This window comes from Neobacillus sp. 19, from assembly GCF_049463095.1.
Classification (GTDB): domain Bacteria; phylum Bacillota; class Bacilli; order Bacillales; family Cytobacillaceae; genus Neobacillus.
In genome coordinates, this window is sequence record NZ_JBMPZU010000010.1 from 1 (window position 1) to 14,752 (window position 14,752).

Below are 14,752 nucleotides of genomic sequence, written 5' to 3' on the forward strand. Positions count from 1 at the left end.
CCTGCGCGCGCTTTACGCCCAATAATTCCGGACAACGCTTGCCACCTACGTATTACCGCGGCTGCTGGCACGTAGTTAGCCGTGGCTTTCTGGTTAGGTACCGTCAAGGTACCGGCAGTTACTCCGATACTTGTTCTTCCCTAACAACAGAGCTTTACGACCCGAAGGCCTTCATCGCTCACGCGGCGTTGCTCCATCAGACTTTCGTCCATTGTGGAAGATTCCCTACTGCTGCCTCCCGTAGGAGTCTGGGCCGTGTCTCAGTCCCAGTGTGGCCGATCACCCTCTCAGGTCGGCTACGCATCGTCGCCTTGGTGAGCCGTTACCTCACCAACTAGCTAATGCGCCGCGGGCCCATCTGTAAGTGTCAGCCGAAACCGACTTTCAGCTTTTCCTCATGAGAGGAAAAGAATTATCCGGTATTAGCTCCGGTTTCCCGAAGTTATCCCAGTCTTACAGGCAGGTTGCCCACGTGTTACTCACCCGTCCGCCGCTAATCAACGGGAGCAAGCTCCCATTGATTCGCTCGACTTGCATGTATTAGGCACGCCGCCAGCGTTCGTCCTGAGCCAGGATCAAACTCTCCAAAAAAGTTGAGTTGATTAGCTCATAATTTAAAACGTTGGCTTAGTTTCTATAGAAGAAACTAATAATTTATTGTTTGTTGACGTTTTTGTTTGTTTAGTTTTCAAAGGACAATTTTCTCTATCGCTCGTTGGCGACTTAATAAATATATCACCCGTACATAATAAAGTCAACACGTTTTTTATTTTTTTACTATAATAATCTTAAAAACATTTGAAGAGCCTTAGAAAAAAAAGAAGCACACGAAAGTATGCTTCTTCTCTCTTACTATTCTTCGCCCTCTGGCGTGGTTGGTTCTTGGTTTTCATCAATAGCGATTACTTCTTCATCACTATGTTCAGCTTCTTGTTCTTCTTCCTCTTTTTCCACCTTTGCGACGGTTGCCACAAATTCGTTTTCGCTTTCTTTCATACTAATCAGTTTAACACCTTGTGTATTCCGTCCCATTTTAGAAATACCGGCTACATCGATTCGAATAAGGACGCCTCCTGTGGTGATAAGCATAAGATCTTCTTCACCTGTCACAGCTCTCATGGAGACGAGTTCACCGTTTTTCTCGGTGACATGGCAAGTTTTGATCCCTTTACCACCACGTCCCTGAATGCGATATTCAACCGCAGGGGTACGCTTACCGTATCCATTTTTCGTAACAATCAGAATGTCGTTATCCTCTTCTAATACTTCCATACCAACAACTTCATCACCAGGGTCAAGGGTGATCCCTTTAACACCTGTTGCTGTTCGTCCCATCGAGCGTACATCAGTCTCAGGGAAGTGAATCAACATGCCCTTTTTTGTCCCGATAATCATGTGCTTGCTGCCGTCAGTTAGACGAACAGAGATTAATTCATCACCCTCACGCAAGCTCAAAGCAATTAGACCATTGTTCCGAATATTAGCAAACGATGTTAACGGAGACCGTTTAGAAATACCTTCTTTTGTTGTGAAGAACAATGACCAATCGTCAACAAAATCTTCGACAGGGATGATGGCGTTGACCCATTCTCCTTTTTCAATCCCAAGAAGGTTAATAATCGGTATTCCTTTCGCTGTACGGCTGAATTCTGGAACTTCGTATCCTTTCGAGCGATACACCTTTCCTTTGTTTGTAAAGAAGAGAATGGTATCGTGAGTTGATGTCGTAATGAGATGCTCAACAAAATCATCTTCATTTGTTCCCATACCCTGGATACCGCGTCCGCCTCGTCTTTGTGCACGATAAGTAGATACCGGAAGACGCTTAATGTAACCATTATGCGTCAAGGAAATGACGATATTTTCCTGAGGAATCAAATCCTCATCTTCTATATTTTCAAGCCCGCCGGTGACAATTTCCGTACGGCGTTTATCATTAAAACGTTCTTTTATTTCTAGCAATTCTTCACGAATAATTTCAAGAATTTTTTCCTCATCCGCTAAAATCGCCTTTAATTCAGCAATAAGCTTCATTAAGCCTTGGTACTCATCCTCAATTTTCTCGCGTTCCAATCCAGTTAAACGCTGCAGACGCATATCAAGAATGGCCTGTGCCTGCTTTTCTGAGAGGTTAAATTGTGTCATTAAACCTTCACGGGCAATATCCGTTGTCTGCGAGTTTCGAATAAGAGTAATGACGGCGTCTAAATTATCGAGGGCAATTCTTAAGCCTTCTAGAATATGAGCACGTGCTTCCGCTTTACGCAATTCAAACTCGGTTCTTCTGCGAATTACCACTATTTGGTGATCTAAGTAGTGAACTAAACATTGTTTAAGATTCAATACCTTCGGATGTCCATTAACAAGGGCTAATGTATTGATTCCGAAGCTAGTTTGCAATGCCGTCTGTTTATATAAATTATTTAAAAGCACATTGGCATTGGCATCCTTACGAACCTCGATGACAATCCGCATCCCTTTACGATCGGATTCATCCCTTAGGTCTGTAATGCCTTCAATCTTTTTATCGCGGGCTAATTCGGCAATTTTTTCAACTAATCTCGCTTTATTTACTTGATATGGCAATTCATTAACAATAATGACTTCTTTACCATTTGATTTTTGCTCGATTACTACCTTTGCCCGAAGTGTGATCGATCCTCTGCCAGTTTCGTAGGCTTTACGAATACCGCTCCGGCCCAGAATTAATCCACCTGTAGGAAAATCTGGACCAGGGATAATTTCCATTAACTCCGGAATTGTAATTTCAGGGTCACGTGAAATGGCTAAAACGCCTTCAATGACTTCCCCTAGCTGGTGCGGTGGTATATTTGTTGCCATCCCAACAGCAATCCCGGTCGTCCCGTTGACCAAGAGGTTTGGAAAACGCGCAGGCAGAACAACTGGCTCTCTTTCCTCACCATCGTAGTTATCTTGATAATCAATGGTATCTTTATTTAAATCTCTTAATAATTCCATTGAAATCTTCGACATTCTTGATTCTGTATAACGCATCGCTGCTGCACCGTCTCCATCGACAGAGCCGAAGTTCCCGTGGCCATCAACAAGCATATAGCGATAATTGAAATCCTGTGCCATTCGAACCATTGTTTCATAAACAGCAGAGTCACCATGTGGATGGTATTTACCAATTACATCCCCAACGATACGGGCAGACTTTTTATAAGGTTTATCCGCATGGATACCGAGGTCATGCATCGCATATAAAATACGGCGATGAACGGGTTTTAGCCCATCACGAACGTCTGGAAGGGCACGAGAAACAATAACACTCATCGCATAATCAAGAAAGGACGAGCGCATTTCCTGACTAATATTAATCTCTTTTATTTGAGGATTGGGTGTTTCAGACATATTGATTACCTCCCTCCGAAATGTTTTATATATCTAAATTCTTCACGTATTGTGCATTTTCTTCAATGAAGTTACGGCGCGGTTCTACCTTCTCTCCCATTAACATATCAAAGGTTTCGTCTGCTTCGATGGCATCTTCAAGACTTACCTGAAGCATACTTCTACTATCTGGATTCATTGTTGTATCCCATAATTGTTCAGGATTCATCTCACCTAAACCTTTATACCGTTGGATATTAGGTTTTGGCGCAGCTGGCAGCTCTGCAAAGATCCGCTCCAACTCTTTGTCATTATAAGCGTACTCAACTCGTTTGCCTTGCTGAACTTTATAAAGTGGCGGTTGAGCTATATAAATATAACCGGCTTCGATAATTTTCCTCATAAACCGATAAAAGAACGTTAAGAGTAGTGTTCGAATATGAGCGCCATCAACATCTGCATCTGTCATAATAACGATTTTGTGATAACGAGCTTTAGCGATATCAAAATCTTCCCCGATTCCTGTGCCAATCGCGGTAATCATCGCCCTTACTTCATTATTCGAAAGAATTCTATCCAGACGAGCTTTTTCTACATTAAGAATTTTTCCCCGAAGCGGCAGAATGGCTTGAAAATGGCGATCACGGCCTTGCTTTGCTGATCCGCCGGCGGAATCTCCCTCAACAATAAACATTTCACTTTCCGCAGGATCCTTTGACGAACAGTCAGCTAATTTCCCTGGTAAGCTGGAAACTTCCAGCGCACTTTTACGTCGCGTTAATTCCCTTGCTTTCTTAGCGGCAAGCCTTGCACGTGCTGCCATTAGGCCTTTATCAACGATTTTCCTGGCAACGGCCGGGTTTTCTAATAAGAACTTTTCAAATGTAGTTGAAAAAACAGTGTCAGTTATCGCTCTAACTTCTGAATTTCCCAGCTTTGTTTTGGTTTGCCCTTCAAATTGCGGGTCAGGGTGTTTGATTGAGACAATCGCTGTGATTCCCTCACGAACATCCTCCCCGGAAAGGTTTGTGTCATTTTCCTTTATGAGGCCATTTTTCCGGGCATAATCATTAATGACTCTGGTTAAAGCTGTTTTAAAGCCTGATTCATGTGTCCCGCCTTCATAGGTATGGATATTATTTGCAAAGGAGTATATGTTATCAGTATAGCCCTCGTTATATTGAAGAGCTGCTTCAACACTTATACCGTCTCGTTCTCCCTCAACGTAAATCGGCTCTTCATGAATAACCTCTTTCGTGCGGTTTAAATGTTCTACATACGATTTAATACCACCTTCATAGTGGTATTCATTGCGTTTATTTTCAACTCGCTTGTCTTCAATCGTAATTTTGATTCCGCGGTTAAGAAACGCCAGTTCACGAAGACGTGTCGCAAGAATGTCATATTCATATTCCAAAGTTTCAGTGAATATTTCACCGTCCGGCTTAAAATGGGTAATCGTCCCTGTGTGATCAGTTGTGCCAATCACTTCTAATTCTTTGACTACAGCGCCTCGTTCAAATTTGATGTAATGGATTTTACCATCACGATGAACATAGACCTCAAGTTCAGTGGAAAGGGCATTTACTACTGATGCACCAACCCCGTGAAGTCCGCCGGAAACCTTATAGCCGCCGCCGCCAAATTTTCCGCCGGCGTGAAGAACAGTCATAATGACTTCAACAGCCGGTCTGCCCATCTTTTCTTGAATATCAACCGGAATTCCCCGGCCATTATCCTTAACCGTGATACTGTTATCTTCTTCAATCAAGACATTAATTTCGTCACAGTGGCCTGCGAGTGCTTCATCAATACTGTTATCAACAATCTCCCAAACAAGATGATGAAGTCCTTTTCCACTGGTGGAGCCAATATACATACCAGGTCGTTTCCGAACTGCTTCAAGTCCTTCAAGAACTTGAATTTGATCCGCACCGTATGATTCTTCTACTGCTTTCTGTTCCAAAGTCATACTTGTTCACCTGCACCTTCTGAAAAAAATAGTTCAATACTGTCATTAGCTGATAAGAAATAAAAATAATTTATATAAATTCCTGTATATTCATTTGGCTTGAACGTTTTTTTAATGTTCCAGAAGCAATAGGGGATAAGTATATTTTGTCATATGTAATAATGACTGATTTAAAGGGGTTTTTGGACAAATTGGTAACCTTTCCTTTATGGTGCTGTAAGAACTCCTCAACTAGCAGAGATTGTTTAGCACTCTCTTTATCTAATATCGAAATAACGTCTTTCGCCCTAATGTTAAGATCTTCCCCGATGTGAATATACATAGTTCACCTCAATTAACCTTTCTATTGGCAGGCATAAGCGTCAAGTGAATCGAGTGTCAGAAGCAAGGCGTTTACACTTTTTGCATAACACCGGATTCAACGATAAAGGTGGACGCTTCCCTTAACGTCTGATGGTCAATCCCTTCCACACTTGTGGTCGTTACAAACGTTTGAACTTTACCTTGAATGGTATTGAGTAAATGGGATTGCCTGTAGTCATCTAATTCCGATAACACATCATCAAGGAGTAAAATGGGATATTCGCCAATTTCATTATGAATCAATTCGATCTCGGCAAGCTTGACTGAAAGGGCGGTTGTCCGCTGCTGCCCTTGAGATCCAAAGGTTTGAACATCCCGTCCATTAACAAAAAACAATAAATCGTCGCGATGAGGGCCGAATAAGGTTGTACCGCGTTCTATTTCCCTCAATCGAACCTTTGCAAATTTTTCTTCAAAGCTTGCTATCATCTTCGACAAATCTTGCTCTTCTAATACCTCTACAGATGGCTTATAGGTAATCTCAAGCGTTTCCAGACCTCTTGAAATCCCTTGATGGATTGGTTTCGCCCAATTTTCCAGGAGTTTAAGAAATTCAAACCGCCTTTTTACAATTTTCACGGCCATTTGAATAAATTGCTCTGTTAAAATTTCAAGCATCGTCATATCTGTTTGCTTCTTTATCTGCATCATTTTCAAATAATGATTACGTTGTTGAAGTATTTTTTGATATTGACTCATATCATGTAAATAAACGGGCGATACTTGCCCAATTTCCATATCAATAAACCGTCTTCGCACCTGCGGGCTCCCTTTAACAATGTTAAGGTCCTCAGGAGCAAACATGACGACATTCATATTCCCAACATATTGGCTTAATTTCTGCTGTTCAATATGGTTGCATTTTGCCTTCTTGCCCTTTTTGGAAATCAATAATTCCAAAGGTAAAGAGCTATGTTGTTTTTGAACCCTGCCTTCTATTCTAGCATACTCCATGTCCCAGCGAATAAGTTCTTTATCACTTGCGGTTCGATGCGATTTGGCCATCGCTAACACGTAAATGGATTCCATCACATTTGTTTTTCCTTGAGCATTTTCACCTAAGATGACATTTACTTTATTTTCAAATTCGACGAATAACTCTTCGTAATTCCGATAATTTTTCAACGCTAACTTTTCAATATACATAAACACGACATCCTTTAGCTAGTCGGTTATCACAAACTCCCCAAAGCCAGCAATTTGAACTTTGTCACCGGCACGAAGTTTTCTTCCTCTTCTTTGATCCTGTTCACCATTAATATAAATGTCATGTTCACTTAAAAACCATTTTGCCATCCCGCCAGTTTGAATCACATCCGCCAGCTTTAAAAATTGACCTAATGTAATAAATTCAGTATCCAGCTTTACTTTTTCAGGCACAATCGTCACCCTCATTTCTAAAAATGGTCCCAATACTTTATTTTACTAAAAAATCCGGCAAGATACAAATAGAAAAGGGAAGCCCGTTAAACCTAAAGAAAGCCGCCATGAGCAGAAAGGCGGCTTTTCCTGGAAACTTTTTATTTAGTATGTTCTTACTGGCAAAATCAGCTGCAGGATTGTTTCGTCATGCAATGGACGGATGACAAATGGGCGCATGGCGCCGGTGAAACTCACCTTCACATCTGTTCCTTCTAATGCTTTAAGGGCGTCCATCATGTATTTTGCACTAAAGGATATTTTTAAATCTTCTCCCTCAATCGAGCTGCTTTGGATTTCTTCAACGACTTTTCCGACCTCTGGTGTATTGGAAGAGATTTCGATAGTGCCACTCTCAATAGTTGAAAACTTGACGACATTATTTCTTCCTTCACGAGCTAATAAAGACGCACGATCAATGGCTTGCAGGAATTCTTTTGTATTTACGGTAATATCCGTTTTACTTTCATTCGGAATTAATCTTGAAGTATCAGGATAATTTCCTTCTAATAACCTGGAGAAAAATAATAAGTGCTTTGCTTTAAATAAAATTTGATTTTCAGTAATGACGATGTCAATTAATTCATTAGAATCATCAATAATTTTGCTTAATTCATTCAAACTTTTTCCCGGAATGACAACATTATAGACTTCATGATTTTCAGTTTCGATTTTAGCCTTCCTTAGTGCAAGACGGTGGCTATCTGTTGCAATACAGGTTAATTCCTCATTCTCAATCCTCCAGTTTACACCTGTCAAGATGGGGCGTGTTTCTGAGGTGGACACAGCAAAATGAGTTTGTCGAATCATTGCTTTTAAAAGATCTGTCGCAATATGAAATTTATTGTTTTCTTCTATTTGCGGCAGATGTGGATATTCCTCTGCATCAAGGCCATTTAAGTTAAATTCAGACTTGCCGGAGCGAATGACAGTTTGCAGTGAGCCAAGAACTTCAATTTCAACTGAATCAGTCGGCAGCTTTTTAACAATTTCACTAAAGAATTTTGCCTGCAGAACGATTGCTCCTTGCTGCTTAATTTCAACGATTTCATCCCCAGCTTCCTCTTTTGGAATAAAAGACTCAATCGAAACATCCGAGTCACTTCCTGTTAAGGTTACCCCTTCAGTTGTGGCGACAATTTTGATCCCTGTTAGGATGGGTATGGTTGTTCTGGATGTGACAGCCTTCATAACATCTTGAACACTTTGAACAAGACGATCGCGTTGGATGATAAATTTCATCGAATAATCCTCCATTTTATGAATAGTTTTTTAAGCAGATACATATAATATTATTTTTTTAAAAAAAAGTAGAAGTACTAGTAGGGCCTGTTAGTATGTGGATAACTCCAATTTTTCAATAGAAACACAGCCTATCCACATGTGGACAGACTGTGTATAGAATCGTAGAAGTTATTCACAATCTTAACAACTAAAAGGCTTCGTGTATAGGGTCAAGTTTTCTTTATTCGTTACACCTTTAACAGCTCGTGCAGTTCTTTCACTTGCTTTTGCAGTTGTGAGTCCGTCTGCAGAAGCTTAGAGATTTTTTCATGTGCATGGATAACGGTTGTATGATCGCGTCCGCCAAACTCTTCTCCTATTTTAGGCAAAGAGTTGTCGGTTAATTCACGTGATAAATACATCGCAATTTGCCGCGGAAACGCAACAGATTTTGTCCGTTTTTTCGCCTTAAAGTCTTCTAGTTTAATGCTAAAAAGCTCTCCGACCGTCTTTTGAATTTCATGGATTGTGATGACCTTAGGCTTTGAGCTTGGAATGATATCCTTTAATGCCTCAGCAGCAAGGTCTGCATTAATATCTTTATTTATTAAAGAAGAGTAAGCGACAACACGAATAAGGGCACCCTCAAGTTCGCGGATGTTGGAATCAATTTGATTCGCAATATAGAGCATTACTTCATTTGGTATATCTAAACCTTCTGCCTTTGCTTTCTTGCGAAGGATAGCAATTCTAGTTTCTAAATCCGGCGGCGTAATATCGGTAATTAGGCCCCACTCAAACCGTGACCGCAGCCGGTCTTCTAATGTCGGAATCTCTCGCGGCGGCCGGTCACTCGAGATAATAATTTGCTTGCTTTCCTCATGCAGTGCATTAAATGTATGGAAAAATTCTTCCTGAGTTGATTCTTTTCCAGCTAAAAACTGAATATCATCAATTAGCAGGATATCGACATTTCGATATTTATTGCGGAAATTCTCCGCTTTATTGTCACGAATCGAGTTAATAAATTCGTTTGTAAATTTTTCAGAAGATAAATAAACTACTTTTGCCTGCGGGTTATGATCTAAAACATAATGACCAATGGCGTGCATTAAGTGGGTCTTTCCCAAACCAACGCCGCCGTAAATAAATAACGGATTATAGGCTTTTGCCGGCGCTTCGGCAACAGCAAGCGATGCGGCATGGGCAAACCGGTTTCCGGAACCGATAACGAACGTATCAAATGTATACTTTTGATTTAAAATACCTTGAGGGAAATCCCCGTGATCATCGTCTCTCTTGACCTTCTTCGGCGGTAAGGCAACATCATTTTCAGATTCGTTTTGATTTTGCGGAATAATAAATTTTACAGATAGCTCTTCCCCGGTAATTTCATAGAGAATCCCGGAGATTAACTGAGAATACCGCTCTTCCAGCCAATCACGTGCAAATTCATTCGGAGCCGTGATCACAAGCAGATCGCCTTGAAGGGAATGGGCTTTTGTAGATTTGAGCCATGTGTCAAAGCTAGGCTTGCTTATCTTTTTCTCAATATTGGCTAGCGCTGCATTCCAAAGATCCGCAATATTTTCCAACTAGTATCCCTCCTTATTTGATATAGTAAAAGACAATTTATTTTAACTGGCACTCGGATTTATTCTGTCTAACCCCAAAAAATAGTTGTCTAACGCCAGCTCACCTATTCGACTAATTCCATAAAAATCCGGTTTGTACTGGCAGTACAGCCTATTAATTTATAAATATACGAAACATTGGTTGTGGAAAACGTATAATAAGGAAATAAAGTGGAGTTTCGACAATATCCACCCCTTGTGGACAACTTTCTACAGACCGTTAGGATAAACTATCCACACGTTATCCACAATTTGTGGATAACAAATATTTGAGATGAAGTTATTCAGAGTGAAAACACAAATATAATATCAAATAATTGCTTAAGGTGCAATGCCTTTTGATAGTTTATCCACAACCGTAACACGATGTGCATAATAATTGTCCACAGGTAGATAACTTGTGCAAAAGCTGTCAATATCTTGTGTGGATAATGAAAAATGTGTCGATTTTTTATCCACAGGCGAAAAAGCAGGAGATGAGGATCCACCCAAGAGAAAATTCCTCATGAATATAGAATTTCTGGAAACCTGCTTTATCATGTTTAAAAAATAATGGAAATAAGGAACAATATCTGGAGAGTAGTTGACAATATAATGCTGACGTCTTTATAATAGTTAAGACTGTCATATAGTTAATTTGATAGCTATTCCTCAGGGAGGTGTCATATAATGAAAAGAACATATCAACCAAATAAGCGTAAACACAGCAAAGTTCACGGTTTCCGCAGTCGCATGAGCTCAGCAAACGGACGTAAGGTTCTAGCTCGTCGTCGTCAAAAAGGAAGAAAAGTATTATCAGCATAGACCACTGAAGCGTCAGTGGTCTTTTTTATAAGAAAAGCGAAAGCGTCAGGGCGCTGGAGCTAGACAATAAGAAAAGCGGAAGTGCCCTTGTCAGGCGACTAGCCGCGAGGGCACTGAAGCTGGACAATTCTCAAGTTCAAAGACCAAAGGAGTTTTTTTATGAAAAAAGAATTCCGAATTAAGAAGAATAAAGAGTTTCAGGCAGCTTTCCAGAAGGGGCACTCCTTCGCTAATCGCCAATTTGTGGTTTACTCTTTGCCGAAAGAGGGGCAGGATTTTTTTCGTATCGGCCTTTCGGTGAGCAAAAAGATTGGAAATGCTGTTACGAGAAACAGAATTAAGCGATATGTCAGGCAATCGATCCATGAATTGGATGATCAGCTTTCCAATGGAAATGACTATGTGATTATTGCCAGGAAGCCAGCAGCAGAAATGGACTTTTTTGAAGTAAAAAAAAGTTTAACGCATGTTCTGAAGGTTGGAAAAGTATTGAAGAGGAAATAAGTTTACAGATTTAGTTAAATAATGCTGTATAGTCGAGACAATTAAACAGAAAAAATGATAAAATACTTTTGAAATAGTACATAAGAAGGTAACTGACATTTTTTTTAACTTTATATTTGGCAAGGAGGAACATTTGCTTGAAAAAACGAATATTACTTTCGTTCGGCCTGCTTTCTGTGTTCTTGTTTTTAACAGGGTGCAGTGAAATAAAGAAGCCGATTACTTCGGAAAGTACAGGGTTTTGGAATGAATACATCGTCTATCCTTTATCATGGTTAATTAAAGAAGGAGCGCATTTACTCGGTGGAAGCTATGGTTTATCACTGATTGTCGTAACTATTATTATCCGTTTAGCAATGTTGCCACTGATGATTAAGCAGACAAGAAGCTCCAAGGCGATGCAGGCATTGCAGCCGGAAATGAAGGCACTTCGGGAAAAGTACAGCTCGAAAGATCAAAAGACACAGCAAAAGCTGCAGCAGGAAACAATGGCCCTTTTTCAAAAGCATGGCGTCAATCCAATGGCCGGCTGTTTTCCATTAATCGTGCAAATGCCAATCTTAATTGGCTTTTACCATGCCATCTCGAGAACAAGAGACATTGCATCGGACAGCTTCCTATGGTTTGACCTTGGGGAAAAAGATCCCTATTACATCTTGCCAATCATCGCTGGAATTACCACCTTTATTCAGCAAAAAATGATGATGGCGGGCCAGGAGCACAATCCGCAAATGGCTATGATGCTGTGGATGATGCCGATCATGATTGTTGTGTTTGCATTCAGTTTCCCAGCAGCCCTTTCACTGTACTGGGTTGTCGGAAATATTTTTATGATTGTCCAAACCTATTTTATTAAAGGACCGGATTTAAGGGCGCAGGCCACCGGTAATGCGGGAGGAGCAAAAAAGTGAAACAAGTAACTGCTACAGGACAAACTGTCGAAGAAGCAGTAGAATCAGCTTTAGCTCAACTACAAACAACAAAAGACCGCGCAGATATAAATATTATTGATGAAGGTAAAAAGGGGATTTTTGGTATCTTTGGTTCACGTCCGGCAGTTGTTAAGGTTACGATGGTCATTGATCCAATTGAGGAAGCAAAGAAATTCCTGGTTCAAGTAAGTGAACAAATGGGTGCACCGGCGGAGATTGAAATCAAACGGGAAGGCAAACAGGTTTACTTGATCATGACCGGGGAAAAAATTGCGCTGTTAATCGGAAAACGAGGTCAAACCCTTAATTCGCTGCAATATTTGACCCAGTTGGTGATTAATCGCTATGCTACTCAATATTTAACCGTGATTTTGGACGCTGAAGATTACCGAAACAGAAGAAGTGAAACGCTCGTTCAATTGGCTCAGCGGCTTGCGGGGAAGGCTGTCAAGTCAGGAAAAGATGTAGCGTTGGAACCGATGCCTTCTTATGAGCGTAAAGTGATTCATACCGCTTTAGCTGATAACAAACGAGTAAAGACATTTTCAGATGGAACTGAACCCCATCGATTTATCGTCATTACACCAGTGAAAAGATAATGAAAAAAAACATCCTATCCATTGATAGGGTGTTTTTTTTGTCATTTTTCATAAAAGTATGGTTGATTGGAGCGGAACACGAGACTTAGGCTGGAGAACGGGGCGGAAATCAACATTGTTGATAACTTTTGCTTGAAGATTTCACACTTTATTGTTATTCACATGTGGATAAGTTAAAATAATAAATAGACATTTTGGACTGTGGATAAGGTTAAGATGCTTTTTTAACAGAAATTCATGTGGTATTCTACTATTTTGGAGAAAAAATAACTTTTTATATAGTAAGTGTTAGTTGTTACTTGTGAGGTGAAGGAAATGGAATTTGATACAATTGCGGCCATCTCAACTCCGATGGGGGAGGGAGCTATTGCGATTGTTCGATTGAGCGGTGATGATGCCGTTCCAATCGCAGACAAGCTGTTTAAGGGTATTGGAGGAAAAAAACTGACAGAAGTGGCGAGCCATACGATTCATTATGGCCATCTTCTCGACCCGAAAAACAATGAAGTGGTAGAAGAGGTAATGGTCTCGGTTATGAAAGCACCAAAGACGTTTACAAAAGAAGATGTTGTCGAGATCAACTGCCACGGCGGGATTGTGTCTGTGAATCGCGTGCTGCAGCATGTGTTGAAATACGGGGCAAGATTGGCGGAACCCGGCGAATTTACGAAACGGGCCTTTTTAAATGGACGGATTGATTTATCGCAGGCAGAAGCGGTCATGGATTTAATTCGGGCAAAAACCGACAGGGCGATGAACGTGGCACTTGGACAAATGGAAGGGCGCTTATCAAAGCTTGTCAAAAAGCTGCGCCAGGAGATTTTAGAAGTGCTCGCCCATGTCGAAGTAAATATCGATTACCCAGAGTATGATGATGTCGAGGAAATGACTCATAAGATGCTGCTGGAAAAAGCTCATTTTGTTCGGGAGGAAATTCAAAAGCTGCTGCAAACATCGGAGCAGGGTAAGATTTTACGTGAGGGTCTATCAACAGTCATTATTGGACGGCCAAATGTCGGTAAATCATCATTATTAAACAGTCTCGTTCATGAAAATAAGGCAATTGTTACCGATATTCCCGGGACGACACGTGATGTGATTGAGGAATATGTCAATGTCCGCGGAGTGCCGCTCAGACTGTTAGATACAGCTGGAATCAGGGAGACAGAGGATATTGTCGAACGGATTGGCGTTGAACGTTCTCGGCAAGTATTAAAAGAGGCGGATTTAATTTTACTTGTGTTGAATTATTCTGATTTGCTGACAATCGAGGATGAGCATCTTTTTGAAGCGGTAAACGGGATGGATGTCATTGTTATTGTTAATAAAACGGATTTGCCGCAGCAAATCAATATGGAACGTGTAAAGGAATTAGCGAAAGGCCATAAACTGGTTACTACTTCATTGCTCGAAGACCTTGGTGTTGATGAACTGGAGGAGGCTATTGCCTCATTGTTCTTTGCCGGATCGATTGATGCCGGAGATATGACCTATGTGTCAAACAGCCGCCATATTGCGTTGCTCAATATGAGCCTGCAGGCGATTGAGGAAGCGATTGAAGGGGTGGAAATCGGCACCCCGATTGATATTGTCCAAATTGATTTAACGAGAACTTGGGAACTGCTCGGAGAAATTATCGGCGACAGTGTCCATGAAAGCCTTATTGATCAGCTATTCTCGCAATTTTGTTTAGGGAAATAGAAAAGATGACTCTTCTTATGTTTTTCCCGGTATTAGAGGGGATAAAATAGAGGAATGAAGTTTAGAGGAGCCCGTTTCGGTTGGAAAATTGAGAAAAGGCGCTTATAGAGTTTATAGGAGCCGGTTTAGTTCAAGAAGTTGAGAAGAGGGTCGCTTATAGAGCTTATAAGAGCCCGTTTCGGTTCAAAAATTGTGAAAAAGGGTTCCAATTGGACTTATTAGAGACCGTTTGGATTAAAAAATTGG

12 protein-coding genes and 1 rRNA gene are annotated in these 14,752 nt (G+C 40.8%); 5 read left to right on the forward strand and 8 right to left on the reverse strand.

Annotated features, from left to right (window positions below; all coding sequences use genetic code 11):
- From ACO1D1_RS01525 to dnaA, 8 genes are all read right to left on the reverse strand, one after another.
- A 16S ribosomal RNA gene (locus ACO1D1_RS01525) occupies nt 1-591 on the reverse strand; the annotation flags it as partial.
- A 261-nt stretch (nt 592-852) separates the two neighbouring features.
- A complete protein-coding gene (gyrA, locus tag ACO1D1_RS01530) occupies nt 853-3,375 on the reverse strand; it encodes a DNA gyrase subunit A (RefSeq protein WP_149868013.1) in 2,523 nt (840 codons plus the stop codon).
- A 25-nt stretch (nt 3,376-3,400) separates the two neighbouring features.
- Nucleotides 3,401-5,326, reverse strand: a complete 1,926-nt coding sequence (gyrB, locus tag ACO1D1_RS01535; protein WP_411675469.1) for a DNA topoisomerase (ATP-hydrolyzing) subunit B — start codon at nt 5,324-5,326, stop codon at nt 3,401-3,403.
- Nucleotides 5,327-5,396: 70 nt separating this feature from the next.
- Complete coding sequence (gene remB, locus ACO1D1_RS01540; RefSeq protein WP_149868012.1) at nt 5,397-5,648, reverse strand: extracellular matrix regulator RemB; 252 nt, start codon at nt 5,646-5,648, stop codon at nt 5,397-5,399.
- A gap of 71 nt (nt 5,649-5,719) precedes the next feature.
- Nucleotides 5,720-6,835 carry a DNA replication/repair protein RecF gene (gene recF / locus ACO1D1_RS01545; RefSeq protein WP_149868011.1) on the reverse strand — a complete coding sequence of 372 codons (1,116 nt, stop codon included), beginning with the start codon at nt 6,833-6,835 and terminating at the stop codon, nt 5,720-5,722.
- Nucleotides 6,836-6,853: 18 nt separating this feature from the next.
- Nucleotides 6,854-7,084 carry a S4 domain-containing protein YaaA gene (gene yaaA / locus ACO1D1_RS01550; protein WP_423334745.1) on the reverse strand — a complete coding sequence of 77 codons (231 nt, stop codon included), beginning with the start codon at nt 7,082-7,084 and terminating at the stop codon, nt 6,854-6,856.
- A gap of 129 nt (nt 7,085-7,213) precedes the next feature.
- Entirely contained in the window at nt 7,214-8,350 is a 1,137-nt protein-coding gene (dnaN, locus tag ACO1D1_RS01555) for a DNA polymerase III subunit beta (RefSeq protein WP_149868010.1), read from the reverse strand.
- A gap of 230 nt (nt 8,351-8,580) precedes the next feature.
- Nucleotides 8,581-9,927 carry a chromosomal replication initiator protein DnaA gene (gene dnaA, locus ACO1D1_RS01560; RefSeq protein ID WP_149868009.1) on the reverse strand — a complete coding sequence of 449 codons (1,347 nt, stop codon included), beginning with the start codon at nt 9,925-9,927 and terminating at the stop codon, nt 8,581-8,583.
- Nucleotides 9,928-10,635: 708 nt separating this feature from the next.
- Between dnaA and rpmH the strand changes: the two genes are divergently transcribed.
- The 5 genes from rpmH (at nt 10,636) to mnmE (ending at nt 14,506) form a co-directional block, all read left to right on the forward strand.
- Nucleotides 10,636-10,770 (forward strand): 50S ribosomal protein L34, encoded by a 135-nt coding sequence (gene rpmH / locus ACO1D1_RS01565; RefSeq protein WP_063255153.1) that lies wholly within the window; start codon nt 10,636-10,638, stop codon nt 10,768-10,770.
- Nucleotides 10,771-10,929: 159 nt separating this feature from the next.
- A complete protein-coding gene (gene rnpA, locus ACO1D1_RS01570; protein ID WP_149872536.1) occupies nt 10,930-11,274 on the forward strand; it encodes a ribonuclease P protein component in 345 nt (114 codons plus the stop codon).
- Nucleotides 11,275-11,411: 137 nt separating this feature from the next.
- Entirely contained in the window at nt 11,412-12,185 is a 774-nt protein-coding gene (gene spoIIIJ / locus ACO1D1_RS01575; RefSeq protein WP_149872535.1) for a YidC family membrane integrase SpoIIIJ, read from the forward strand.
- Nucleotides 12,182-12,805 (forward strand): RNA-binding cell elongation regulator Jag/EloR, encoded by a 624-nt coding sequence (gene jag, locus ACO1D1_RS01580; protein WP_149872534.1) that lies wholly within the window; start codon nt 12,182-12,184, stop codon nt 12,803-12,805. Before spoIIIJ ends, jag begins: the two co-directional genes overlap by 4 nt.
- A 315-nt stretch (nt 12,806-13,120) precedes the next feature.
- Complete coding sequence (mnmE, locus tag ACO1D1_RS01585) at nt 13,121-14,506, forward strand: tRNA uridine-5-carboxymethylaminomethyl(34) synthesis GTPase MnmE (protein WP_149872533.1); 1,386 nt, start codon at nt 13,121-13,123, stop codon at nt 14,504-14,506.
- Nucleotides 14,507-14,752: the final 246 nt, after the last annotated feature.

Bases quoted from the DNA above. Each gene is read 5' to 3' on its own strand.
- gyrA (WP_149868013.1), bottom strand. From the start codon at position 3,375: ATGTCTGAAACACCCAATCCTCAAATAAAAGAGATTAATATTAGTCAG.
- gyrB (WP_411675469.1), bottom strand. From the start codon at position 5,326: ATGACTTTGGAACAGAAAGCAGTAGAAGAATCATACGGTGCGGATCAA.
- remB (WP_149868012.1), bottom strand. From the start codon at position 5,648: ATGTATATTCACATCGGGGAAGATCTTAACATTAGGGCGAAAGACGTT.
- recF (WP_149868011.1), bottom strand. From the start codon at position 6,835: ATGTATATTGAAAAGTTAGCGTTGAAAAATTATCGGAATTACGAAGAG.
- yaaA (WP_423334745.1), bottom strand. From the start codon at position 7,084: ATGAGGGTGACGATTGTGCCTGAAAAAGTAAAGCTGGATACTGAATTT.
- dnaN (WP_149868010.1), bottom strand. From the start codon at position 8,350: ATGAAATTTATCATCCAACGCGATCGTCTTGTTCAAAGTGTTCAAGAT.
- rpmH (WP_063255153.1), top strand. From the start codon at position 10,636: ATGAAAAGAACATATCAACCAAATAAGCGTAAACACAGCAAAGTTCAC.
- rnpA (WP_149872536.1), top strand. From the start codon at position 10,930: ATGAAAAAAGAATTCCGAATTAAGAAGAATAAAGAGTTTCAGGCAGCT.
- mnmE (WP_149872533.1), top strand. From the start codon at position 13,121: ATGGAATTTGATACAATTGCGGCCATCTCAACTCCGATGGGGGAGGGA.